The 24,734-nt window shown below is 68.9% G+C and carries 20 protein-coding genes and 1 riboswitch; of the genes, 9 read left to right on the top strand and 11 right to left on the bottom strand.

Features of this window, described 5'->3' with window-relative positions; translation table 11 throughout:
- The first annotated feature begins 18 nt into the window (after window positions 1-18).
- Window positions 19-633 (top strand): phosphoribosyltransferase, encoded by a 615-nt coding sequence (locus tag SK854_RS01610; protein ID WP_319973136.1) that lies wholly within the window; start codon window positions 19-21, stop codon window positions 631-633.
- On the opposite strand, the gene SK854_RS01615 is transcribed toward SK854_RS01610, so the two are convergent.
- Genes SK854_RS01615 through SK854_RS01625 form a run of 3 tightly spaced genes read right to left on the bottom strand, consistent with a single transcriptional unit; the run spans window position 594 to window position 2,040 of the window.
- Window positions 594-905, bottom strand: coding sequence for an antibiotic biosynthesis monooxygenase family protein (locus SK854_RS01615; RefSeq protein ID WP_319973137.1), 312 nt, complete (start codon window positions 903-905; stop codon window positions 594-596). The two genes, SK854_RS01610 and SK854_RS01615, sit on opposite strands and share 40 nt — an antisense overlap.
- Entirely contained in the window at window positions 902-1,762 is an 861-nt protein-coding gene (gene hisG, locus SK854_RS01620; RefSeq protein WP_319973138.1) for an ATP phosphoribosyltransferase, read from the bottom strand. The genes SK854_RS01615 and hisG overlap by 4 nt, the downstream gene beginning before the upstream one ends.
- A 14-nt stretch (window positions 1,763-1,776) precedes the next feature.
- Window positions 1,777-2,040, bottom strand: coding sequence for a phosphoribosyl-ATP diphosphatase (locus SK854_RS01625; RefSeq protein WP_089912086.1), 264 nt, complete (start codon window positions 2,038-2,040; stop codon window positions 1,777-1,779).
- 108 nt (window positions 2,041-2,148) lie between these two features.
- On the opposite strand from SK854_RS01625, the gene SK854_RS01630 reads away from it, so the two are divergent.
- The 3 genes from SK854_RS01630 to SK854_RS01640 all read left to right on the top strand — a co-directional run bounded on the left by SK854_RS01630 (window position 2,149) and on the right by SK854_RS01640 (window position 4,027).
- Window positions 2,149-2,799 (top strand): (2Fe-2S)-binding protein, encoded by a 651-nt coding sequence (locus tag SK854_RS01630; protein ID WP_319973139.1) that lies wholly within the window; start codon window positions 2,149-2,151, stop codon window positions 2,797-2,799.
- Between the two features lie 48 nt (window positions 2,800-2,847).
- Window positions 2,848-3,024: riboswitch (cobalamin riboswitch) on the top strand.
- 33 nt (window positions 3,025-3,057) lie between these two features.
- Window positions 3,058-3,246 (top strand): CbtB domain-containing protein, encoded by a 189-nt coding sequence (locus tag SK854_RS01635; RefSeq protein WP_093588538.1) that lies wholly within the window; start codon window positions 3,058-3,060, stop codon window positions 3,244-3,246.
- Between the two features lie 25 nt (window positions 3,247-3,271).
- Window positions 3,272-4,027: a CbtA family protein gene (locus SK854_RS01640; protein ID WP_319973140.1), complete on the top strand. Its 756-nt coding sequence runs from the start codon at window positions 3,272-3,274 to the stop codon at window positions 4,025-4,027.
- Here the strand turns inward: SK854_RS01640 and SK854_RS01645 are convergent.
- Together SK854_RS01645 and metH are read right to left on the bottom strand one after the other, a co-directional pair.
- Window positions 4,024-4,680 carry an HAD family hydrolase gene (locus tag SK854_RS01645; RefSeq protein ID WP_319973141.1) on the bottom strand — a complete coding sequence of 219 codons (657 nt, stop codon included), beginning with the start codon at window positions 4,678-4,680 and terminating at the stop codon, window positions 4,024-4,026. The genes SK854_RS01640 and SK854_RS01645 overlap by 4 nt on opposite strands.
- Window positions 4,673-8,212, bottom strand: coding sequence for a methionine synthase (gene metH / locus SK854_RS01650; RefSeq protein ID WP_319973142.1), 3,540 nt, complete (start codon window positions 8,210-8,212; stop codon window positions 4,673-4,675). The genes SK854_RS01645 and metH overlap by 8 nt, the downstream gene beginning before the upstream one ends.
- Before the next feature lie 48 nt (window positions 8,213-8,260).
- Between metH and SK854_RS01655 the strand changes: the two genes are divergently transcribed.
- Together SK854_RS01655 and SK854_RS01660 are read left to right on the top strand one after the other, a co-directional pair.
- Window positions 8,261-9,160, top strand: a complete 900-nt coding sequence (locus SK854_RS01655; RefSeq protein ID WP_319973143.1) for a PAC2 family protein — start codon at window positions 8,261-8,263, stop codon at window positions 9,158-9,160.
- Window positions 9,161-9,548: 388 nt separating this feature from the next.
- Window positions 9,549-10,709: an MFS transporter gene (locus SK854_RS01660; RefSeq protein WP_319973144.1), complete on the top strand. Its 1,161-nt coding sequence runs from the start codon at window positions 9,549-9,551 to the stop codon at window positions 10,707-10,709.
- On the opposite strand, the gene SK854_RS01665 is transcribed toward SK854_RS01660, so the two are convergent.
- Together SK854_RS01665 and SK854_RS01670 are read right to left on the bottom strand one after the other, a co-directional pair.
- On the bottom strand, window positions 10,639-12,222 hold the full coding sequence (locus SK854_RS01665; RefSeq protein WP_319973145.1) for an ABC transporter permease: 1,584 nt from the start codon (window positions 12,220-12,222) through the stop codon (window positions 10,639-10,641). The two genes, SK854_RS01660 and SK854_RS01665, sit on opposite strands and share 71 nt — an antisense overlap.
- Window positions 12,219-13,106 (bottom strand): ABC transporter ATP-binding protein, encoded by an 888-nt coding sequence (locus SK854_RS01670; protein WP_319973146.1) that lies wholly within the window; start codon window positions 13,104-13,106, stop codon window positions 12,219-12,221. Before SK854_RS01670 ends, SK854_RS01665 begins: the two co-directional genes overlap by 4 nt.
- An 83-nt stretch (window positions 13,107-13,189) precedes the next feature.
- On the opposite strand from SK854_RS01670, the gene SK854_RS01675 reads away from it, so the two are divergent.
- Complete coding sequence (locus SK854_RS01675; protein WP_319973147.1) at window positions 13,190-13,687, top strand: GbsR/MarR family transcriptional regulator; 498 nt, start codon at window positions 13,190-13,192, stop codon at window positions 13,685-13,687.
- 1 nt (window position 13,688) lies between these two features.
- Here SK854_RS01675 and SK854_RS01680 read toward each other — a convergent pair whose 3' ends face one another.
- Together SK854_RS01680 and SK854_RS01685 are read right to left on the bottom strand one after the other, a co-directional pair.
- Window positions 13,689-14,558, bottom strand: a complete 870-nt coding sequence (locus SK854_RS01680) for a hypothetical protein (protein WP_319973148.1) — start codon at window positions 14,556-14,558, stop codon at window positions 13,689-13,691.
- Window positions 14,559-14,630: 72 nt separating this feature from the next.
- A complete protein-coding gene (locus SK854_RS01685; protein WP_319973149.1) occupies window positions 14,631-15,731 on the bottom strand; it encodes a S1 family peptidase in 1,101 nt (366 codons plus the stop codon).
- 499 nt (window positions 15,732-16,230) lie between these two features.
- Here SK854_RS01685 and SK854_RS01690 point away from each other — a divergent pair, with 499 nt between their 5' ends.
- The gene (locus SK854_RS01690) at window positions 16,231-17,937 is read left to right on the top strand and encodes a S8 family peptidase (protein WP_319973150.1); all 1,707 of its coding nucleotides are present in this window, start codon (window positions 16,231-16,233) and stop codon (window positions 17,935-17,937) included.
- A gap of 64 nt (window positions 17,938-18,001) precedes the next feature.
- Here SK854_RS01690 and SK854_RS01695 read toward each other — a convergent pair whose 3' ends face one another.
- The gene (locus tag SK854_RS01695; RefSeq protein ID WP_319973151.1) at window positions 18,002-19,015 is read right to left on the bottom strand and encodes a hypothetical protein; all 1,014 of its coding nucleotides are present in this window, start codon (window positions 19,013-19,015) and stop codon (window positions 18,002-18,004) included.
- A gap of 50 nt (window positions 19,016-19,065) precedes the next feature.
- On the bottom strand, window positions 19,066-20,304 hold the full coding sequence (gene mshC, locus SK854_RS01700) for a cysteine--1-D-myo-inosityl 2-amino-2-deoxy-alpha-D-glucopyranoside ligase (protein ID WP_319973152.1): 1,239 nt from the start codon (window positions 20,302-20,304) through the stop codon (window positions 19,066-19,068).
- 236 nt (window positions 20,305-20,540) lie between these two features.
- On the opposite strand from mshC, the gene SK854_RS01705 reads away from it, so the two are divergent.
- Window positions 20,541-24,701, top strand: coding sequence for a glycoside hydrolase family 2 TIM barrel-domain containing protein (locus SK854_RS01705; protein WP_319973153.1), 4,161 nt, complete (start codon window positions 20,541-20,543; stop codon window positions 24,699-24,701).
- Window positions 24,702-24,734: the final 33 nt, after the last annotated feature.

Raw genomic sequence — 24,734 nt, forward strand, 5'->3', positions numbered from 1 at the left:
CGTAGCGTCAACGGGACTGTGAAGAGGTTCGCGAACCGGCAGGAAGCGGGCCGCGCCCTTGCCGCGCGACTCGCGGACCTCCCGTGGCACGACCCGCTGGTCCTGGGCCTCCCCCGAGGCGGCGTCCCGGTCGCCAAAGAAGTCGCCCAGCACCTCAACGCCGAACTCGACGTCGTCGTGGCGCGCAAGATCGGCGCCCCGGGCCACCCCGAATACGGCGTCGGCGCCGTCACCGCCGACAGCGAGCCCATCTACGACCCGAGAGTGCTGCGAGCCCTGAACCTCACCGAGGAGCAACTGGGCCCCACCTGCGACGAGGAACGCGAAGAAGCCAGAAGACGCACGGCCCTCTACCGCGGGGACAAGTCGCTCACCCTCAAGGACCGTGACGTGATCCTCGTGGACGACGGCCTGGCCACCGGCGTCACGGCCAGGGCGGCGCTGCACTGGATCGCCCGGCACGAACCGCGGACCACGACCCTCGCCGTCCCGGTGGCTGCCAGAGAATCGCTGGCCACGTTCACGACGCCGGTGATCGCGATCCTTCTCCCGCGCCGCTTCGGCGCGGTCAGCCGCTGGTACGAGACCTTCGATCAGACCACGGACGAAGAGGTGCTCAGCGCGCTCTCGTAGTGCTCCACCACGGGGAACGGCGAGTAGAAGCGGTGCAGCAGAGCCGACCACTTCGCGTAGTCAGGCCCCTGCCGGAAGCCGACCGTGTGCGATTCGACCGAGTCCCAGCGCACGAGCAGCAGGTAGCGCGACGGCGTCTCCAGGCACCGCAGCAGTTCGAGACCGCGGAAGCCCGGCGAGGCGGAGATCAGCTCCCGCGCCTCGCCGAACGCCCACTCGAACTCCTCGGCCGAACCCGGCAGCACGTCCAGCAGGGCGTGCTCCGTGATCACAGCCGGCAGAACCTGATGTCCGAGGCCAGCACGGCCTTGGCACCGATTGCGGCCAGCTCGTCCATCACCTTGTTCGCCTCCTTGCGCGACACCATCGCCCGCACGGCCGCCCAGTCGGGGTTGGCCAGCGGCGCGACGGTCGGCGACTCCAGACCCGGAGTCAGCGCGATCGCGTCGTCGAGGATCGAACGCGGGCAGTCGTAGTCGAGCATCAGGTACTGCTGCGCGAACACGACACCCTGGATGCGGGCCGTCAGCTGCTTCTTGGCAGCCGTGAGCTCCGAGCCGTGGCGGTGGATCAGGACCGCCTCGGACTCGCAGATCGGCTCGCCGAACGGCACCAGGTCGTGCTGGCGCAGGGTGCGGCCGGAGCCCACCACGTCGGCGATCAGGTCGGCCACGCCCAGCTGGATCGAGATCTCCACGGCGCCGTCGAGCCGGATCACCTTCGCGGTGATGCCTCGGGCCTTGAGGTCACGGCCCACCAGCCTCGGGTACGCGGTGGCGAGGCGCTTGCCTTCGAGGTCGGAGACCTTCCAGTCGGTGCCGCGAGGCCCCGCGTAGCGGAAGGTCGACGAGCCGAAGCCCAGCGCCAGCAGCTCCTCGACGGAGTTGCCGTTGTCGTCGGCGCCCGAGTCGGCGGCCAGGTCGCGGCCGGTGATGCCGAGGTCCAGGTCGCCGGACGCCACGTAGATCGCGATGTCCTTGGGGCGAAGGAAGAAGAACTCGACTTCGTTGTTGTTGTCGAGCACGGTCAGGTCGCGGGGCTCGTGCCTCTGCCGGTAGCCGGCCTCGGTGAGCATGGCGGAGGCGCGTTCGGCGAGCGCGCCCTTGTTCGGGACTGCAACGCGCAGCATGTGAAAGTCTTCCGTCAGAGGTACTTGTAGACGTCTTCGAGGGTGAGCCCACGGCCCAGCATGAGCACCTGGAGGCGGTAGAGCAGCTGCGAGATCTCTTCGGAGAGCTTCTCGTCGGACTCGTACTCGGCGGCGATCCAGACCTCGCCGGCCTCCTCCAGGACCTTCTTGCCCTGCGCATGGACCCCGGCCTCGAGCGCGGCGACGGTGCCGGAACCTTCCGGCTTGGTGGCGGCTCGTTCGGTCAGTTCAGCGAACAGGGAATCGAAGGTCTTCACGGCACGACATCCTCCCATCCCGGCGACCCCCGTCCACACCGCGGTCGCATCTGTCCCAGGCGTTGGACGTGATCTGTCCTGCATGGACACCCGGTAGCGTGAACTTCTGTGTCTGAGTTCGCCGAGGTCCTCGAAGCACTCCGCCGGGTGCGCGGAATCAACCCGTTCTTCGCGCTCGACGTCGGCCGCCCGGACGAGTCCTGGCTGCCGGGAACGGCACTGCTGGAAGGCCCGGCGCTCAAGACCACGATCGACGCCATCGCGATCCGGTACAAAGCGGAAGAACCACGCGTAGCGGCCAGCCTGTTCTTCCTCAGCTACACGGCCCGGCTGCTCAGCCCGCTCACGGCCGCGGGCATCCCGATCGACGTCCGCCCGGAGAACCTCTGGTGGCAGCACCACCCGACGAACGGCCTGAGCGTCCGGATCGACCAGCCACGACTGGGCCCGAAGGCCGCCGAGGCGCTCGCACCGGTGGTGGAGGCGATCCAGGGCGTGACCCCCGTGGCGCGCGGATTGTTGTGGGGAAACGCCATGTCGAACATCGCGGGCGCGCTCAAAATGGTTGTGCGCGCACGCATGCTCACCGCCGACGAAGCGGAAGAACGCGGCGAACGGCTCATGAGCGCCCCGCCGTTCGAACAGGCGGGGGAATTTCTGACTTTTCCCGGAGAGGTCTCGTTCCGGCGCCGGTCGTGCTGTCTCTACTACCGCGTCGCCGCAGGTGGGAAGTGTGGTGACTGTCCACTCGTGAAGTGAGGAACGCAACAACTCTTATGGCCGGTTGTGCTTAACGGGCCGATCAACTTACGGTGCACGCGCCGCAGTGACGGGAAGCCGGTGAAAATCCGGCGCGGTCCTCGCCACTGTGACCGGGAAGCGATCCCCGCCGAGCACGTCACTGGCCCTCGCGAGAGGGCTGGGAAGACGCGGGGGCAGCGTTGATCCGGGAGTCAGGAGACCGGCTGCGGCGCCGCAAGGAGAGTTGACCTTCCACGAGGTATGGAGGAGCCCGTCATGACGAGCCCCGCAGCAAGCCTGTCCGCCGTCCGCGTGCCCAAATGGGCCTTCGCCGTCTCAGTGCTCGGCCTGATCGTCACCTACCTGGTCCTGCAGGAGAACGGCCTCGCGCTCGGCGCGGGTTCCGAGTTGCTGCACGAGTTCTTCCACGACGGCCGCCACGCGCTGGGCGTCCCCTGCCACTGATCCCCCGATCCCAGGCAGGGAAGACATGACGACGACCTACAAGTCCCTTGCGCTGCGCGGAGTGGCGGCCGGCGGTATCGCCGGTGTCGCCTCCGCGCTCGTGCAGCTCCTGGTGACCGAGATCCCGATTCGCGCCGCGCTCGCGGTCGAAGAGGCCCGGGAACCCGCCGGTGAGGCCGGCCACACGCACGGCGGCGAGGAAGAGCTGGTCAGCCGTGGCGCCCAGATCGCGGGCGGCATGCTCGGCGTGGTGATCGTCGGCATCGCGGTGGGCCTGGTGTTCGCCACGGCCTACGCGCTGTCGAAGCGCTGGTTCACCGGCAGCACGCCGTTCAGCCGCAGCTTCGCGTTCGGTGCCGCGGTGTTCGGTGCCGTGGCGCTGCTGCCGTGGCTCAAGTACCCGGCCAACCCGCCTGCCGTGGGCGACCCGGAGACGGTGAACTACCGGACCGCGCTCTACCTCGGTGTGGTGGTGGCCGGTCTGGTGATCGTGTGGGCGGCGAGCTGGCTCGCCGAGCAGCTGCGCGCGCAGTCGCAGCCGATGCGGACCACGGCCGTGCTGCTCGCGGTGGCCGCGGCCGTCGCGGTGGTGCTGCTGGCGTTCCCCGCGCCGCCGGACACGATCCCCGCGGACATGCCGGTGAACGTGCTGTGGCAGTTCCGCCTCAGTTCGCTCGCCCAGCTCGCCACGCTCTACGTCGGCATCGGCGTGGTGTTCGGCCTGCTGATCGACCCGGCCGCGCGCAAGGCGAAAGCACGCGTGACCGAGGCCTCCGTCTAGAGCGCCTTCAGCACGTCCAGATCGACGCCGGCGAGGGAGTCGCGGAACACCCGCCGCTCCCCCGTCGGCACTTCCACGTCACACGGCACGACCAGCACGGTGCACCCGGCCGCCACCGCCGCGGCCACCCCGGTGGGCGAGTCCTCGATCGCCACGCACCGCGCCGCGTCCACGCCCAGCAGCCGGGCCGCCTTCAGGTACGGCTCGGGCAGCGGCTTGTTCAGCCCGTCCACCTCGTCGCCGCACACGGTGACGTCGAACAGGTCTCGTCCGATCGTGTCCAGCGCCACCTCGGTCAGCGAGCGCTCGGTCGACGTCACGAGAGCCATCGGCACGCCTGACGCGCGCACTGACTTCAAGGCCTCCTGCGCGCCCGGACGCCACGGCAGCCCGGCGCGGAAGACCTCCTCGGTGCGGCGCGAGATCCACGCGGCGCCGTCGGCCATGTCGGCCTCGGTGGGCTCGATGCCGACGTCGGCGAACAGCAGGCGCATCGTCGTCGGTACGTTGCTGCCGACCATGCGTTCGCGGGTCTCCGGGGAGAGCACGCCGCCCAGCTTCTCCGCGTACTCGTAGAGCGGGATGTCCCACAGCTTCTCGGAGTCCAGCAGCGTGCCGTCCATGTCCCACAGGACAGCGTGCAGGTCAGACATTGAAGTACTTCGCCTCCGGATGGTGCGCCACGAAGGCGTCGGTGGACTGTTCCGGGTGGAGCTGAAGTTCCTCGGACAGCGAGACCCCGATGCGCGACGGATCGAGCAGTTCGACGACGCGCTTGCGGTCTTCCATCTCGGGGCAGGCGCCGTAGCCGAACGAGTACCGCGCGCCGCGGTAGCCGAGTTTGAAGTACTCCTCGACGGCCGCGGGGTCTTCGGCGGCAACGGTGCCGCCGGTGGGCCAGACGAGTTCCTCGCGGACCCGCTTGTGCCAGTACTCGGCCAGCGCTTCGGTGAGCTGGACCCCCAGTCCGTGGACTTCCAGGTACTCACGATACGCGTTCTTGCCGAACAGTTCGCCCGCGTAGTCGGCGATCGGGCTGCCCATCGTCACGAGGTGGAACGCGATGACGTCGACCTCTCCGGACTCCTTCGAGCGCCAGAAGTCCGACAGGCACAACCTTCGATCCCTTTTCTGGCGCGGAAAAGTGAACCGGAAGCGCTCCGGCGAACCCACGGCGGGCTCTTCCAGAACGACGAGATCGTCGCCGTCGGAGACGCACGGGAAGTAGCCGTAGACGACGGCGGCGTGGGCAAGAACACCTTCCGTGGCAAGGCGTTCCATCCAGTAGCGCAGCCGCGGACGGCCTTCGGTCTCGACCAGTTCCTCGTAGGTCGGGCCGCCGCCGCGCGCACCCTTCAGGCCCCACTGGCCCATGAACGTCGCACGCTCGTCCAGCAACGCCGAGTAATCCGCGACCGGGATGCCCTTCACGACCCTGCTGCCCCAGAACGGCGGGGCCGGGATCGGGTTGTCGGCAGCGACGTCGGAGCGGCCGGTCACGACTTCTTCTTCCACCGCAACGGCTTTGCGGGCCGCGGCGATGCGCAGAGAACGTTCGCGACGGGCCTTGCGTTCCGCCGCCTTCTCCCGCATCTCGGCGTCCAGCAGAGGAGCCTCGCCGCGCTTGGCTGCCATGATCGCGTCCATCAGGCGCAGGCCCTCGAAGGCATCGCGGGCGTAGCGGACGTCGCCGAAGTACATCTCCGTCAGGTCGTTCTCGACGTGCGCGCGCGTCAACGCCGCGCCGCCCAGCAGCACCGGCCACCGCGCCGCGACACCCCGGGAGTTCATCTCCTCGAGGTTCTCCTTCATGATCACGGTCGACTTGACCAGCAGGCCGGACATGCCGATCGCGTCCGCGCGATGTTCCTCGGCGGCTTCCAGGATCGTGGTGATCGGCTGCTTGATGCCGATGTTCACGACCTCGTAGCCGTTGTTGGACAGGATGATGTCCACGAGGTTCTTGCCGATGTCGTGGACGTCGCCCTTCACGGTGGCGAGCACGATCCGGCCCTTGCCGTCGTCGTCGGACCGTTCCACGTGCGGTTCGAGGTGGGCGACGGCGGTCTTCATGACCTCGGCGGACTGCAGCACGAACGGCAGCTGCATCTGGCCGGAACCGAAGAGCTCGCCGACGGTCTTCATGCCCGCCAGCAACGTGTCGTTGATGATCTGCAACGCCGGGCGCTCGTCCAACGCGGCGTCCAGGTCGGCTTCCAGGCCGTTGCGCTCGCCGTCCACGATCCGGCGCTGCAGGCGTTCGAACAACGGCAACGCGGCCAGTTCCTGGGCCCGTGTGGCGGAGTTCGACTTCGTCGTGACGCCCTCGAACAGCTCCATGAGCTTCTGCAACGGGTCGTAGCCCTCGCGGCGGCGGTCGTGGACCAGGTCCAGCGCCACCGCGCGGTGCTCGTCCGGGATGCGCGCCATCGGCACGATCTTGGAGGCGTGCACGATCGCCGTGTCGAGACCCGCCTGCACGCATTCGTGCAGGAACACGGAGTTCAGCACCTGACGGGCAGCCGGATTCAGTCCAAAAGAGACGTTCGACAGGCCCAGAGTCGTTTGCACGTCGGGAAAACGACGCTTGAGCTCGCGGATCGCCTCGATCGTCTCGACGGCGTCGCGGCGCACCTCCTCCTGGCCGGTGGAGATCGGGAACGTCAGGCAGTCGACGATGATGTCGCCGACGCGCATGCCCCAGTTGGTCGTCAGGTCCTCGATCAGCCGGGTGGCGACGCGGACCTTCCACTCGGCCGTGCGGGCCTGGCCCTCCTCGTCGATGCACAGCGCCACGACCGCGGCGCCGTGCTCCGAGACGAGCCGCATGATCTTCTGGAACCGGGAGTCGGGGCCGTCGCCGTCCTCGTAGTTGACCGAGTTGACGGCACTGCGGCCACCGAGACACTCCAGGCCGGCCTGGAGCACACCGGGTTCCGTCGAGTCGAGCATGATCGGCAACGTCGACGCGGTGGCCAGCCGGGAGGCCAGCGCGCGCATGTCCGCCTCACCGTCGCGGCCCACGTAGTCGACGCAGAGGTCGATCAGGTGGGCTCCCTCACGCGTCTGGTCGCGCGCGATCTCGATGCAGTCGTCCCACTTCTCGACCAGCATCGCCTCGCGGAACGCCTTGGAGCCGTTGGCGTTCGTGCGCTCGCCGATCATCAGCACCGAGGCGTCCTGTTTGAACGGAACAGCTTGGTACAGAGAGGACACGCCAGGCTCGGGGCGCGGCCGGCGCGGCGACGGTCCGAGATCGCGCACCGCCTCGGCCACCTGACGCAGGTGCTCGGCGGTCGTGCCGCAGCAACCGCCCACGAGCCGCGTGCCGAACTCGCGAACGAACCCCGACAGCGCCTGAGCCAGTTCCTCCGGGCTCAGCGGGTAGACCGCGCCGTTCGGGCCCAACTCGGGGAGTCCGGCGTTCGGCATCACCGACAACGGGATGCGGGCGTGCTTGGACAACGTGCGCAGGTGCTCGCTCATCTCGGCGGGACCGGTGGCGCAGTTGAGGCCGATCAGGTCGATGCCGAGCGGCTCCAGCGCGGTCAGCGCGGCGCCGATCTCCGAGCCGAGCAGCATCGTGCCGGTCGTCTCGACGGTGACCTGGGCGATGATCGGGACGTACCGGCCCTCGGCGGTCATCGCGCGCTTGGCGCCGACGACGGACGCCTTGGTCTGCAGCAGGTCCTGCGAGGTCTCGACGATGATCGCGTCGACACCGCCGACGAGCAGCCCCTTGCACTGCTCCTGGTAAGCGTCGCGCAATGTCGCATAAGGAGCGTGGCCGAGCGTCGGCAGCTTCGTGCCAGGACCTACGGACCCGAGCACGAACCGGGGTTGCCCGGACGTGCCGAACTCGTCCGCCACCTCCCGCGCCAGCGCCGCGCCGCGTTCGGACAGGTGGAAGATCTGGTCCGGAATGTCGTACTCGGCCAGGTTCGCGAGGTTCGCGCCGAACGTGTTCGTCTCCACGGCGTCGCAACCGACTTCGAGATAGCCTCGATGCACTGCCTTCACGACGTCCGGGCGGGTGACGTTCAGGATCTCGTTGCAGCCCTCAAGACCGTTGAAATCGTCCAGAGAGAGGTCAACGGCCTGAAGCATGGTGCCCATGGCGCCGTCAGCGACGACAACACGGTTCACCAGCGCTTCCAGCAACGGCGACTCTCCGCGATCACGCATGGGCCAAGCCTACGATGAGTTGACTGGCCGAACCCGTAGTCTGGCGCCGTGAACGATCCGTCCCAGGAATCCCCGACCCCCTCGAACCCGCGCATCCCGCTCACGGCTCCGATCATGGTCTGTGCGTTCGAAGGCTGGAACGACGCCGGCGACGCCGCCAGCACCGCGATCGAGCACCTCCAACTCACCTGGGACGCCACCCCGCTCGCCGAGATCGACCCGGACGACTACTACGACTTCCAGGTGACGCGCCCCACCGTGCGAATGGTGGACGGCGTCACGCGAAGGGTCGACTGGCCGACGACGCGGCTGTCGGTGTGCCGCCCTCCCGGTTCCGACGTGGACGTGATCCTCGTGCACGGCATCGAACCGAACATGCGGTGGCGCAAGTTCGCCGCCGAACTGCTGGGCCACATCGACGCTCTCGGGGTGACGACGGTGGTGACGCTGGGCGCCCTGCTGATGGACACGCCCCACACGCGCCCGGTCCCGGTCACCGGCACGGCCTACGACGCGGACGCCGCCGAGAAGTTCGGCCTGGAGCACTCGAAGTACGAGGGCCCGACCGGCATCGTCGGCGTGTTCCAGGACGCGTGCGTGCAGGCGGGCATCCCGGCCATCTCGTTCTGGGCCGCCGTGCCGCACTACGTGTCGCAGCCGCCCTCCCCCAAGGCCACGCTGGCCCTGCTGCACCGGGTGGAGGAGGTGCTCGACATCGAGGTCCCGCTCGGCGCGCTGCCGGAGCAGGCCGAGGAGTGGGAGCGCACGGTCACCGAGATGGCCGACGAGGACGAGGACGTGCGCAACTACGTGCGCGCCCTGGAAGAGCGCGGCGACGCGGAGCTGCAGATCACCGAGGCCTCGGGTGACGACATCGCCGCGGAGTTCGAGCGCTACCTGCGCCGCCGCGGGCGCGGTCCGGGCTGGCCTTCGGCCGGTCCTCGCTAGCCTTCACGCAGGTCAGAAGCCGTCTCGGTCATTTGGACCGGGACGGCTTTTTCACGCTTCCGAGTGATCGAGTCGAGGATTCCAGACGCCGAGGAATGGGTAGCAAGATCCTTCTCCAGACAGGAACCACCGTGTCCCTCGTGCGCAAGATCGTTGTCGGCCTTGCTGCGGGCGGCGGCGTGCTGTTGGCCGTGTCTCCCGCCAGTGCAGCTCCTCTCTCCCCCGTCGACTCCCTCGGGGAGAACGGTCCTCACACGACCGTGAGCGACGTCAGGGAGTCGTTCCAAGGCTTCACCGCGGGCCTCCACGGATAGAAACTTAGCGACAACAACCACTTTTCGGCGCTCTCCGCCGCTCGCCCCCCTAGGGTGAGCGGCGGAGGTGTCGGTTGGGACGGTTGGCACGCGCCGGGCTGTACGCGGGCGCATTGATCGGGCCGTTCGGCGGCGCCGTCACCACGTCGATCCTGCCGGAGATCGGTGCCAGTTTCGACAGGTCCGCCGGGTCCGCGGCCTCGACGCTGACGTTCTACCTCGTGCCGTTCGCCGTGCTGATGCTGGCTTCCGGCACGCTCGCGCAACGCTGGGGTCCACAACGGACTGTCCGGATCGCCTACATCGCCTACGCCGTCACGTCCGCGCTGGCCGCCTCCTCGTGGACGTTCGAGGTGCTGCTGGCCTCCCGCGCGTTGCAGGGCGCGGCGAACTCGTTCACGACACCGGTGCTGCTGGCCGTGATCGCGGCCTCGACGCCGAAGGAGAAGCTCGGGCGCGCGCTGGGGTTGTTCGGGTCGATGCAGGCGGCCGGGCAGACGTCCGCGCCGCTCGTCGGTGGCCTGACCGCCGAGATCGACTGGCGGCTGGCGTTCGTCGTGATCTCCGTGGTGGCCGTGGGGCTCGCGATCCTCGGTGTGCCGCAGACGGACGCGGAGCCGGAGCGCGACGCGAGCCTGCGCAGCGCCTTCGTGCCGAGCACGCTGTGGCCCGCGCTCGTCGGGTTCATCGGCTGGGGGTGCCTGGGCGGGTTGTCGTTCCTCGTGGCGTTCCGGCTCGACGACGTCTTCGGGCTCGGCGCGGGCGAACGCGGTGTGCTGCTCACGGGGTTCGGCGTCGTCGGCTTCGTCACCGCCCGGTTCGTCGGCAAGGCGATCGACCGGTTCGGCGCCGCGACCACCGCCATCCTCGGCGCGACGCTGGGCGCGGGCCTCGTCGCGGCGGTCGGCACCACTCCCCTGGCCGCCGTCGTGGTGCTCGCGTGGGCGCTGACCGGTGCGGCGGCGCAGGGCGTGCTGGTGAGCATCAACGCGTTGGTGTTGCAGAGCGACAACGCCAACAGGGGCGGCAGCGTCAGTGTCGTGCAGTCACTGCGCTTCATGGGCGCGGCCGCGGCCCCGTTGGCGTTCGTCCCGCTCTACCAGGCGCACCCGTTGCTGGGCTTCCTGGTGCCGGCGGCTCTGCTGATCACGATCCCGGCGATCGTCACGTGGTCAGGTCGCGCCGGCGGAACCCGGCGAACCCCGCCGCCAGAAGCACCACCGCGACCACTGTGAGCCACGCGAGCGGCCCGAAGGTGATGTCCGGGTACTTCGGGACGTGCGTGAACGGCGAGACGTCGATGACCCACTGATCGAGCTGCAGGGCCGGGCCGAGCAGCGTGATCACCAGCGACACCGACACCACCGCCCAGCTCACTCCGGTGAGCTGCGGGAACAGTCCGAACAGGACCAGCGCCACGCCCGCGATCACCCAGGCGGCCGGGAGCTGGACCAGTGCCGCGCCGAGCATCTTCGGCACGACCGTGCCCAGGTCGTCGATCTGCAGTCCGTAGACCAGGCCCAGCCCGAGGCCGGCCGCCGCCAGCACGACCGCGCCGCCGACCAGGGCGAACACCGCGTGCGACGCGACCCAGCTCCAGCGCGAGACCGGTGTGGCGAGGATCGGCTCCGCGCGGAACGAGGTCTCCTCCGAGCGCAGCCGCAGGATCGCCTGCACCAGGTAGATCGAGGCGATCAGGCCGACCAACTGGGTGACGGTCGCGAAGAACGCGTCCACCATCGCGTCGGCGCCGCCGATCTTGCTGACGATCTGCCCGAGCGTCGGGTTGTCCTGCACCATCTGCCCGACCGCCTGGGCGACGCTGCCGTAGATCACGCCCACCGCGAACAACGCGATGGACCAGCCGATCAGCGAACCCTTCTGCAACCGCCACGCGAGCCCGAACGGCGTGCTGATCGTGCCGTGCGGCGGGCCGAGCCTGGCCGCGAGCAGGCCGAGCCCGACGTCGCGGCGGGTCACGACGTACGAGGAGACGCCCACCAGCAGGGCGAACGCCGCCAGCGGGAGCAGCAGCACCCAGAACCTGTTGTCCGCGAACGACCGCACGTGCTCGGTCCAGCCGATCGGTGAGAACCAGGTCAGCCACTGCGGGCCCGACTCCCCCGCCGCGTCGCCGGCCGCCCGCAGCAGGTAGATGACGCCGAGGAAGCCGCCCGCGATCGCGTTGGACACGCGCGAGTTCTCCGAGAGCTGCGCGGTGAACGCGCTGACGCCGGTGAACACCAGCCCGACGCTCGCGGTGGAGAGGCCGAACGCGAAGGCGCCCGCCGGAGCGAGGTCCTTGCCGATCAGCGCCAGCGCCTGCAGCAGACCGATCAGCAGGCTCGTGCCGCCCGCGACGATCACGGCGGCGGCGAGCGGCGCGTGCCGTCCGACGACCGTGGCCGCGATGAGTTCGGTACGGCCGGCTTCTTCTTCGGCGCGCGTGTGCCGCGTGACGACCAGCATGGCCATGATCGCGATGAACAGGCCGGAGAAGACGCCCCAGCGCCACACGACCAGGCCGCCGAGCGACGACCAGTCGTGCAACGGGCCGAGCATCGCGAGGAACGCGGAGTTCGCGTTCGCGGTGGCGCCGAGCAGGTCCCGCGACTGCTGCGTGTTGTACAGCTCTTCGAGCGCGGTCGTCGTCGAGTAGGTCACGCCGACCAGGAAGAGCACCCAGACGGGCAGCAGGATCCGGTCGCGGCGCAGGGCCAGGCGGACCAGTTGCCAGGTGCCGGTCATTTCACGTCCTCGTAGTGACGCAGGAAGAGCTCTTCCAGGGTCGGCGGCTGCGAGGTCAGCGTGCGCACGCCGGTGGACACGAGCTGCTTGAGCACGAGGTCGAGCTTGTCCGAGTCGACCTCGAACCGGACGCGGTTGCCCTCGGCCACGAGGTCGTGCACACCGGCCAGCGACGTCAGCCCGTTCGGCGGCCCCGCGAGCTCCGCGGAGATGGACGTGCGGGTCAGGTGCCGCATGTCGGCGAGCGTGCCGGTCTCGACGATGTGGCCGTTGCGGATGATGCTCACCCGGTCGCACAGCGCCTCGGCCTCGGCGAGGATGTGGCTGGAGAGCAGCACCGTGCGGCCGCGCTCGCGTTCGTCGTTGATGCAGGCCTGGAAGACGGACTCCATCAGCGGGTCGAGGCCCGAGGTCGGCTCGTCGAGGATCAGCAGCTCGACGTCGCTCGACAGGGCGGCGACCAGCGCGACCTTCTGCCGGTTGCCCTTGGAGTAGGTGCGGCCCTTCTTGCGCGGGTCCAGTTCGAAGCGCTCCAGGAGCTCCTCGCGGCGCTGCTTGTTCAAGCCGCCGCGGAGTCGTCCGAGCAGGTCGATGACCTCGCCGCCGGTCAGGTTGGGCCAGAGGTTGACGTCGCCGGGAACGTAGGCGAGCCGGCGATGCAGAGCCGCGGTGTCCTTCCACGGGTCGCCGCCGAGCAGCCGCGCGGTGCCGGAGTCGGCACGCAGCAGGCCGAGGAGAACCCGGATCGTCGTCGACTTGCCCGCGCCGTTCGGCCCGAGGAAGCCGTGCACCTCACCGGTCTGGACGTCCAGGTTGAGATCGTCCAGTGCACGCGTCGAGCCGAAGGTCTTCACCAGGCCCGACACGGATATCGCAGATGTCATGCCCGGTAAGCTACACTTCTTTCACAACTTCGTGAAGGACGTAAATTTTGCTCGATCGGCTGACGAAAGGGGATGATGCCGCCGTGACGAGTACTACGGAGCGTGACACGCAGGCGGTGAGCCAGTTCGTCGAACGGTTCGGCGGGATTCTGGCGGACACCGGCGTTCCGCGCATGCCGGCTCGCATCCTCGCGGCGCTGCTGACGACGGACTCGGGACGGCTCACCGCGGCCGAGATCGCCGACCTCCTGCAGATCTCCCCGGCGGCGGTGTCGGGCGCGGTGCGCTACCTGACCACGGTCCAGATCGTCAGCCGCGAGCGCGAGCCCGGATCACGCCGCGACATCTACCGGATGCGCGACAACGTCTGGTACGAGACGACGTTCCGCAAGGACCAGATGCTGGTGATGATCGACGAGGTGCTCGGCGAGGGCGTCGAGGCGCTCGGCCCGGCCTCCGAGGCGGGGTCGCGGCTGGACGAGACGCGCGAGTTCTTCCGGTTCTGCCACAGCGAGCTCGGCTCGATGCTGGACCGCTGGCGCGTGCACCGCGAGAAGTGGATGCAGGAGCGTCAGGACTAGTTCAGAGCACCTGCTTCGGGTCGTCCCACCGCCTGCGCGCGACGCCGTCCGCGTCCGGCACCACCGCGTACAGCTCGGCCAGCGCGGCGTCGGAGAGGAAGAGGTCGAACCCGGCACCGGTCACCTCGGCGAGTTCGGCGTCGTCGTCGACACCGAACCACACCTCGCGGTAGACCAGTTCACCCGGCCCAAGCGGCGCGGTGAACGCGGTGAAACTCCTGTCCACCAGGCGAACCCGCAGATCAGGGTCGACCGCGACGCTGATGAGCGATCCCGGCTCCACCGCCGCGATCACGTCGTCGACGTTCTCCGGGCTCAGCAGGAACCACCGGGTGCCGCACGTGCCGGACGCCCACCGCTCGCCCAGCAGCGTCGTCTTGTGCCGCGCCGCGAGACGCACCTGAGCCCAGAAGTCCTCGTCCGCCGAGAACTCGACCACGCCGTCCGGCTCCGGGTCGGGCCGGCTCGGCCGCCACCCGATCTCCAGGTGCTCCTCCGGCAGGTCGTCCAACGCGTCGTACACCTCTTGCGTCGTCGGCAGGAACACCCAGCCGTCCCAGCAGAGCTCGATCCGCAGAACGTCGCTCGCCAGGCAGAAGAGCGGGCTGGACCCACGCCCCACGGTCTCCGTGTAGAGGTCGGCGACCTCGGCCGCGGCAATGCTGATCCCCTCGCGCAACCACGAGAGCCGGTCGGGCAACGGCTCGTGCACCATCAGCCCGCTGACCTCCAGCGCGCCGGCACCGCTCGCCTCGACCGCGACTCGGAACACCTCGCGCAGCTCGCGCGCGTAGTCGGGCCAGCCCGGCGCCTCGTCCAGCTTCGAGCCGACGTCCTCGTCGCGCGGTCTGACGACGATCTCCAGTTCCAAGCCCTGTCCCCCTGCCGAAACGCGATGAGGGGGAGCTTCCACCATCGGAAGCTCCCCCTCACCTCATTTGTTTCAGCCCGTGGTGAGCGTCAGACCGTAGGTCTCGAGGATCTCGTTGACCGGCTGGTAGTAGGTCGTGCCGCCGCTGGTGCAGTCGCCGGAGCCACCGGAGGTGACGCCCTGCGCCTGCGTGCCGCTGACCCACGAGCCACCCGAGTCACCGGGCTCCGCGCACACGTTCGTGCGCGTGAGGCCGCTGACCGAGCCCTCCTGGTAGTTCACGGTCTGGCTCTTGGCCTGGACCTCGCCGCAGTGCCAGCCCGTGGTCGAGCCGGAACGGCAGATCGAGGCGCCGACCGCGGACTCGGTGTGACCGGACACGATGACGTCGGCGCCGCCGTAGTGGTTCACCTTGGCCGTCGACGTCCAGGACGAGTTGGTCTTGACGAACGAGTAGTCGTTGCCGGGGAAGGACGACTTCTCGAACTCGCCCATCGCCGTCTTGTCGACGCCGGTCACCGTGTCGCCGGGCGACCCGCAGTGCCCGGCGGAGACGAAGCCGCCCGCGACCGCGAAGCCGACGGAGCAGCGTCCGGCGTTGTTGATGTAGTAGGCGTCGCCACCACGGGTGTCCTTGAACAACCGCGGGGCCTCGTCGGTCTCGACGACCTTCGCGACCGCGCCCGCCTTCTCCACCAGCGTCTGCGCCGCCTGGGTCTGGCCGCGCTTGACGGTGATCGTGACCGCGTTCGCCTTCGTGTCGACGAACCAGCCGGTGACCTCGGCCGGAGCCTGCGCCGCGTCCAGCTTCGCCTTGGCCGCGTCGAGGTCACTCGCCTTGTGCGCGACCGTGCGGGGCTCCGCGCCGAGCTTGCGGAGCCGGTCGGTCTTGGCCGCGTCGGTCACGCCCACGACGAGCTTGCCGGTGGCCGCGTCGAACCACGCGCCGCCGTAGCTCTCGCCGGCGAAACCCTCCGCGACCCGCTGCAGGACCGCGGCCGCGCTCTCCTGGCGCAGCCTCTCCGCCGCCTGCTGGGCGTCCAGTCCGAGGTCGCGCTGCATCGCGGCGAGCAGGTCGGCGGACGGTCCCTCGGCGGCGACGGCGGCAGGGGAGACCGTCGTCGCGAGAGCACCCGCCAACACGGCCACAGCTGCGACAGCCATGCGCTTCATAGGCAATTCTCCTTGGTCTTCGGTTTTGTGCAGGGCCGGTGTAACGCCGGACCGGGCAACCGCGATGAGGAGATCAGCTGTGCTGCAACACAGCGCGTACGACACCGGATGAATGGCGTCCCCAGGCGGCGAACTGCCCGATCAGTTCGTTCCTCCGTCTGGGCGACGCTACTTCGGCGTGTCTACCGGACGGTAGGGTCGATCGAGGGGTGGACCTCGCGGCGTTCGGGTTGATATAGGGAAACCAAATGCGTTCTCTCGGCCTATTTCCGTGACTGTCCGCAACTGTCGCTTTGACACGAAATGTCAAATCTGTCAACAGTTCGCACTCGTCGGCGTATCCCTCTGACCTGCGGTTTAGGGCTAGCGTGCTGGTCACCCTGTTCCCTGCACGAGGGAGAACCCTGCAATGCGAAGAGTCTTGGGTACGGGACTCGCTGCCGCTGCCGCCGTATGTCTGGCCGCAGCCGTGGTGCCCGCCGCATCAGCTCAAGAAAACGTGGGGACGATTCTCGGCACCGACCGCGCCGATGTCGTGAAGGACAGCTACATCGTCTCGCTCAAGGCCGACACGGCGTCGAGGGCCGCCGCACCGGGCTTGGCGGACAAGTACGGCGGCCAGGTCGGTCAGGTCTGGCAGCACGCGCTCAACGGCTTCTCGGTGAAGATGACGGCCAAGCAGGCCGCCAAGCTCGCCGCGGACCCGAAGGTCGCGTTCGTCCAGCAGGACGCCGAGGTGCACGCGCTCGACGTCCAGCAGAACCCGCCGTCGTGGGGTCAGGACCGCGTTGACCAGCGCGACCTGCCTCTGAGCAACAGCTACCAGTACGACACCACGGCGGCCAACGTGACCGCGTACATCATCGACACGGGTGTGCGCACGACGCACTCCACGTTCGGTGGCCGCGCCACGTGGGGCACCAACACCTCCGGAGACGGCAACAACACCGACTGCAACGGCCACGGCACACACGTCGCCGGCACCGTCGCGGGCTCCCAGTACGGCCTCGCGAAGGCCGCCAAGGTCGTCGCCGTCAAGGTGCTGAACTGCTCCGGCTCCGGCACCACCGCCGGTGTCGTCGGCGGTATCGACTGGGTGACGGCGAACGCGGTCAAGCCCGCTGTCGCCAACATGTCGCTCGGCGGCGGCGCCGACGCCACCCTGGACGCGGCCGTGCGCCGGTCCATCGCGGCCGGCATCACCTACGCCATCGCCTCCGGCAACTCGAACACCGACGCCTGCAGCACCTCGCCCGCACGCGTCACCGAGGCCATCACGGTCAACTCGTCGACGAACACCGACGCGCGGTCGTCGTTCTCGAACTACGGCTCCTGCACGGACATCTACGCTCCGGGCTCGAACATCGTGTCGGCGTGGAACACCAACGACACCGCCACGAACAACATCTCCGGCACGTCGATGGCCACCCCGCACGTCGCGGGCGCGGCAGCCCTGTGGCTCGCCACGCACCCCACCGACTCGCCTGCCGCCGTGTGGAACGGCCTGAACGCCGCCTCCACGCCCAACAAGATCACCAACGTCGGCGCCAACACGCCGAACAAGCTGCTCTACACGCTCTTCGGCGGCGGCCAGCCGGGCGACCCCTCGGTGACGAACCCCGGCACGCAGACCTCCACGGTCGGCACGGCGGCGTCGTTGCAGCTCTCGGCCAGCGGCGGCACCGCGCCGTACACCTGGTCCGTGAGCGGCCTCCCGGCCGGTCTGTCGGCGTCCGCCTCCGGCGCGATCTCCGGCACCCCGACCACGGCGGGCACCTCGACCGTCACCGCCACGGTGACCGATGCCGCGAACAAGACCGCCACGGCGACCTTCTCGTGGGTCGTCAACGCGGTCGGCGGCAGCTGTGACGCCCGGACGAACTCGACCCCGGTCGCGATCCCGGACCAGGCCACGGTGACCAGCACGATCGTCGTCTCCGGCTGCGCGGGCAACGCGTCGGCCACGTCGTCGATCAAGGTCTCGATCACGCACACCTACAAGGGCGACCTCGTGGTCGACCTGGTCGCGCCCGACGGCACGGTCGTCAACCTGCACAACCGGTCCGGCGGCTCGGCCGACAACATCAACGAGACCTACACCAAGAACCTCTCCGGTGAGGCTGCCAACGGCACCTGGACGCTGCGCGTGCGCGACGCGGCGTTCCTGGACTCCGGCACGTTGAACAACTGGACGCTCGACGTCTGAGCAGACCAGCTGTAACCGCTGAACGAGACCGCCCCCGGTGCTTCCGCCTCGGGGGCGGTTTCCTCTATTCGCAGCGTTCCGCCGCGTCGGCCGCGGCCTGCAGCACGACCGGAGGCAGCCCCGGCACGTCCCGCGCCTGCCGCTGCGCCTCGGCGAACACCTCACGGGCGAGCCCGATCTCCGCGACCCCGGCGAGCAGGTACAGCTCCTTCACGAAATCGCGCCCGAGCCCGACCTCCCGCCAGTCCGCCACACCTCCCAAGGCGGCCCCGCACTCCCGCAACGCGTCCCAGGCGGAGCCGTGATCCCCGGCCTGGCGTTCGAGTTCCGCGAGGACGCACCACCCGACTGCGCGATTCCAGTCACCGTCAGCGAAGGCGAGGGCCTCCCGCTGGGTCCGCGCCGCCTCCGCGAAGTCCCCCAGATCGGCCAGCTCGTAGCGCAACTGGGTCAACGTGCCGATGTCCCTCGAACGGCCCAGCGCCCACCGGTCCAGTTCGGCACGGGCCAGCTCCCGCTCCCCCGCCAGCTTCGCGCGCTGGACCCACGTCAGCGGGTCCTCGTCACCGGGGTCGTTCGGGAACCACTCGCGGCGGCCTTCAAGCCATTCCCGCACGTCCTCGTCGTCCACGTCCCGGTCGAGGAGGAACTCCAGCACCTCGTCCCGATCGGGGTGGTCGCTCGCCCGCACGTGCGCGACCGTGGCCTCGGCGCCGGCGGCGAAGACGTGCTCCTGATCGTAGCCGCACCAGGTGTCGAAGTTGGCGCGCTTGATCGCGTGCTGCCGCCACACGTCCTCGACCTGCCCGTGCGCGGCCAGCAGAAAGCCGGCCAGCTGGACCTGTTCGCCGATGCCCTGGAACGGCGCGTTGCGGCGGCACAACGCCTCCTGCTCGGCCAGGAACCGCAGCAGCGGCAGGTCTTCGGGCCGTCGGTCGTACTGCAACGCCCAGAGGACCTTGGCGCGCCGTACCTCGTTCACGTCGTCGCCGTCGTTGGTGCTCTCGTAGCGCAGTTCCTGCCACGCCGCCGCCGACTCCCGCGTGCGCGCGAGGTCGCGCCGTGCCGACTCCATCACCGGTCCATTGTGGCGCTGCGACTGAGCAGCGCCACAACATGGACTGCCGGTTAGAGGTCCACGCCCAGAAGCGCGTCCACCGCGTCACGGATCTGCGACGGCCCGTGCTTGTCCGTCCCGCCGTGCGTCAACGCCTCGTCGGCCCACGCGTCGATCGCGGCCAGCGCGCGAGGCGTGTCGAGGTCGTTGCCCAGGTGGTCGCGCAGCCGCGTCACGGTGTCCACAGCGGACGGTCCGGTGTCGCGGCCGGCGGCCTGGCGCCACCTGTCGAGCCGCGCCAGTGCCGTGTCCAGCAGTTCCTGCGACCACGGGCGGTCTTCGCGGTAGTGGCCGGAGAGCAGGGCCAGGCGGACGGCGTTCGGGTCGACCTTCTGCGAGCGCAGCTTCGAGACGAAGACCAGGTTGCCGCGCGACTTCGACATCTTCTCGCCGTCGAGGCCGATCATGCCCGCGTGCACGTAGTGCCGCGCGAACGGGTGCTGGCCGGTCTGGGCCTCGGCGTGCGCCGCGGAGTACTCGTGGTGCGGGAAGATCAGGTCGGAGCCACCGCCCTGGACGTCGAAACCGGCGCCGAGGCGGTTGTGGGCGATGGCGCTGCACTCGATGTGCCAGCCGGGGCGGCCCTCACCCAGTTCGGACTCCCACGCGGGCTCGCCGGGGCGCTTCATGCGCCAGAGCAGGGCGTCGAGCGGGTGGCGCTTGCCGGGACGGTCCGGGTCGCCGCCGCGTTCGGCGAACAGCCGGAGCATCTCCTCGGCGGAGTAGTTCGACTCGTAGCCGAAACGGCCCGTGGCGTTGTGCGAGAAGTAGATGTCCGGGTACTCGGAGTCGTCCGCACGGTAGGCGTGGCCGTCGGCGAGCAGCTTCGCGACCACCTCGACGATCTCGGGGACCGCCTCGACGACGCCGACGTAGTCCTGCGGCGGCAGGACGCGCAGCGCCTCCATGTCCTCGCGGAACAGGGCGGTCTCGCGCATCGCGAGCACCTCCCAGTCGTCCTTGTCCCGCAGCGCCCGCTCCAGAAGCGGATCGTCTACGTCGGTGACGTTCTGGACGTAGTGCACGTTGTGGCCGTTGTCGAGCCACACGCGGTGCACGAGGTCGAACGCGAGATAGGTGGCGGCGTGGCCGAGGTGCGTCGCGTCGTACGGCGTGATCCCGCAGACGTACAACCTGGCGGTGTCTCCTGGAGCCGTGGGGCGAACCTCGCCCGTAGCCGTGTCGAACAGCCGCAGCGGGCGGGGGTCCCCCGGAACCCGCGGCACAGGAATTGATGACCAGGTCTGCATGTATCCGACACTAACGCGTGCTGCGGAGCAGAGCGTGATTTCCGGGTGCTGAGACGTGCGCGCTCGATCCGTTCGGACAGAAAGAGCGGACATTCGTTGACGCCGTCCTCACGCCGCCCCTAGCTTCCGAAGGCATGCTTCGTGTCGTCGTAGCCACGGTGGTAGCGCTCTCACTGGCCCCCGCAACCGCGCAGGCCGAACCCCTGGATGCCTTGGCATATCTGGAGAATCCCAGAATGACCGGGGAGAACCAGGAACCTCCGCACCCGGATCTGAAACCCGAGCGCAGGCTCAGCCTCAACGGCGAGTGGCGCATCCGGATGTTCGACAGGCCGCAGGACGTCAGAGACACGCCCGACGGATGGCGCACGGTCACAGTCCCCCACACGTGGCAGACCGACTTCCTCGACCACCCGATGTTCCGCAACATTCCCACCGAGATGTACCCGGACGACCCGCCGGCCATCCCGCACGACGTCAACCCCACCGGCGTCTACGAGAAGACGTTCGACCTGCCGGCGAACTGGGACCGCACGCTGGTCCGCTTCGAGGGCGTGACCAGCGGATACTTCGTCTGGATCAACGGTACGTACGTCGGCTACGACCAGGGCGGCTACACGCCCGCCGAGTTCGATCTCACCAGCAGGCTCAAGCCCGGCCGCAACACGATCAGGGTCCAGGTCCACCGCTGGGGCTCCGGCTCCCACCTGGAGGACTACGACCAGTGGCGGTTCTCGGGCATCTTCCGCGAGGTCTGGCTCTACTCGACGCCGAGGACCTACCTCCAGGACGTCACGATCAAAACCGATCTGGACGACCGGTACCGCGACGCCACGATCAGCGCGGACGTCAAGATCGGCGGTCCTCAGGATGGTCACACCGTCCGGACCAGGCTCTTCGACCCGCAAGGCCGTGAGGTCACCGTCCAGGACGGCAAGGTCGCGAACCCGCTGAAGTGGACCGACGAGACCCCGAACGTCTACGAACTCCGCGTCGAACTGCTCAAGGACGGCCGCGTGATCCAGACCGGCAAGCAGCCGGTCGGGTTCCGCGAGATCGAGATCATCGACCGGCAGTTCAAGATCAACGGCAAGCGCGTCCTGTTCCGCGGCACCAACCGGGCCGAGACCAGCGTGCACGGCAGCCGTTACGTCACCCACGCTGACCAGGACAAAGACGTCCAGCTGATGAAGCGGTTCAACATCAACGCCGTGCGGACCTCGCACTACCCGAGCGACCCGTACTTCTACGAGCTCGCGGACCGCAACGGCCTGATGATCGCTGACGAGGTCGACATCGAGACCCACCACCACGACGGCTGCCCGAACAACTGCCTCGCCGAACGCCCGGAGTGGCAGGACGCGTTCCAGGACCGGTTCACCGCCATGATGCAGCGCGACAAGAACCACCCGAGCGTGGTCATGTGGGACACAGGCAACGAGGCGGGGCTCGGCAAGGCGCACTACACGATGGCCGAGTACGCGCGGAAGCACGACACCCGTCCGCTCTACCACCAGCCGAACGTGCCGGACGGTGACGCTCCGTTCGCGGACGTGGCCGGCCCGCGCTACCCGTCGCCCGCGAGCCTCGAAGCCAAGGCGAAGACCACGACCAAGCCGATCATCATGGGCGAGTACGCGCACGCGATGGGCAACAGCCTCGGCAACTTCAAGGAGTTCTGGGACGTCGTGCGCGCCTATCCGCAGATGCAGGGCGGGTTCATCTGGGACTGGGCCGAGCAGAACATCGCTCTCCCGCTCCACACCACGCCCGACGACGCCAGCGGCATCCTCTCCTACCTGTCCGGCAAGCCGTCCCAGGTGGACGGACCACACGGCAAAGCGTTGCAACTCAGCGGACTCGACGACTTCGTGGAGGTCTATCGCGACCGCAAGCTCGACGAAGTCACCACCGGCCTCACCCTCGACGCCTGGATCAAGCCCGACACCTGGACCGGCGACTTCACCGTCATCTCCAAGGGCGACCACCAGTACGCGCTGAAGATGTCCGACGCCACGACGCTGGAGTTCTTCGTACACAGCGGCACCTGGCGCACGGTCAGGGCCACGGTCCCGGCGGACTTCTACGGCAACTGGCACCGCGTCACCGGCACGTTCGACGGCTCGAAGCTACGACTGCTGATCGACGGCCGCGAGGTCTCCACCGCCGACCACAGCGGCGCGATCGACTGGTCGCACTGGCCGGTCAACATCGGCCGCAACGCCGAGACCATGCAGGAGAACGTCGGCACCCGCATGGCGCACGGCTCGGTCGACCAGGTCCGGATCTACCACCGCGCTCTGACGGACACCGAGCTGGCTCAGGACCCGAAGAAGACCGCCGTGCTGGCGCTCGACTTCGAGAAGCTGGAGGACAAGGGCCGCCAGCAGTCCTACGGCGCGGGAACCGGTGGCGTCGACGGCGTGGTGTGGTCGGACCGCCGACCGCAGCCGGAGACCACCGAACTGATGGCCGTCCACTCCCCCATCCGCTTCTCCTTCGCGGACAACAAGCTCACGACCGTCAGCGAACGCCAGTTCACCGGCACCGACGACCTCGAACTGCGCTGGCAGGTCCAGGACAACGGCCGCACGATCGCCGAGCACCGCGGCAGGCTGCAACCCGGCACGATCCCGTTGCCCGACTTCACATCCGAAACCGAACGCTGGCTGACCGTCCGCGCCACCGATCGGCGGGGCGACGACGTCGGCATCGCCCAGTTCCCGCTGGGCGGCACGCAGATCGCCGGTCTGCACACGCCGGGAACACCCGGCAAGCTCACGACGACCCAGAACGACGACGAGATCGTGGTGTCCGGCAAGGACTTCCGGTACGTCGTCAGCAAGAGGTCCGGCACGCTCACGTCGATGCGCGTGCGGGGCACCGAACTGCTCAAGACCGGTCCGGAGCTGGACGCGTGGCGCGCCCCGCTGTCGAACGAGTTCATGAGCGAGGACGGTTCCTGGTACCGCAACGGTCTCGACCGCCTCAAGACCACACCGTCGAGCGTCACGGTCGCCCAGAACGCCGCCGACACGGTCATCACGGCCAAGTCCACCGCCCAGGCCGTGGCCACCGCGTCGTTCGGCCAGACCTTCACCTACCGGATCACGGGCGACGGCGAGATCGCCGTCGGCCACCGGGTCGCCGCCCAGGACCGCATGCGCGACCTGAGCTACCTGCCCGGCATCGGCTTCACGCTCAAGGTTCCCGACGACTACAGCAGGTTCACCTGGTACGGCCGCGGTCCCGGCGAGAACTACGACGACCGCAAGGCGGGCAACCCGGTCGGCGTCCACCAGTCCACTGTGGACCGCGAGTTCAACGACTACTACAAGCCGCAGGACTTCGGCAACCACGCGGACACGCGCTGGGCGACGCTGTCCAACGGCCGCGCGGGCCTGCTCGTCGCGGGCGACCTGGACGTCCGGGTCTCGCGGTACGACGACCTCGACCGCGCCGCGTACCCGTTCGCGCTCAAGAAGAACGACGGCTGGACCACCCTGCACGCGGCGCATCGCGTGACGGGTGTCAGCGAGACGTTCCACGAGCCGTTGCCGCAGTATCAGGTGGAGGCGGGCAACGAGTACGCGTACTCCGTGCTGCTGCGCCCGCTCACGCCTGTGGAGGCCGCGACGGGCAAGCTCGGCCGCAACGTCGACTGCGCGCCCACCGCGCAACTCAACGCCGCCGACACCGTTCTCGAACCGGGTGAGCAGGTCGAGGCGGAACTGGTCGTGACGAAGCCCTGCCCCGGCACGACCACGGCCAGGCTGACCGCGCCGGACAACTGGACCGTCACTCCGAGCACCGCCGACCTCTCCAGCGGTTCCGCGAAGGTGACGATCAAGCGCGAGGGCGGGGAGACCGGCACCCGCCCGGTCTTCGCGGAGATCACCACGGGCAAGGCGACGAGCACGATCACCAAGGACTTCACCGCCACCCCGCGTCCACCCCAGGGCGAGACCGAGGTGTCCGCGCTGGAGTTCCTGAACGAGCGCAACGGCTGGGGCCCGATCGAACGCGACCGCAGCAACGGCGAGAACTCGGGCGGTGACGGCAACCCGATGAGCATCCGGGGCGCGCGGTTCGACAAGGGCGTCGGCACGCACGCCGACTCGGAGTTCCAGATCTACACCGGCGGCAAGTGCTCGACGCTCACCGCCACGATCGGTGTCGACGACGAGACGAACGGCGGCGGCACCGTCCGGTTCGAGGTGTTGAAGGACGGGGTGTCCGCCTACCAAAGCCCAACGCTGACAGGACAAAGCGCGGCCGTTCCGATCAACGTCGACACTTCTGGAGCAACGGTGCTGACGTTCCGGGTCGCAGACGGGGGTGATGGCAACGCCAACGACCACTCCGACTGGGCGAACCCCGTGCTCAGCTGCGTTTGAGGCGTACCGTTGGAGATCAAGGGCATTCGCCGA

The sequence above is a fragment of the Lentzea sokolovensis genome, from assembly GCF_033949975.1.
Taxonomy (GTDB): domain Bacteria; phylum Actinomycetota; class Actinomycetes; order Mycobacteriales; family Pseudonocardiaceae; genus Lentzea; species Lentzea sokolovensis.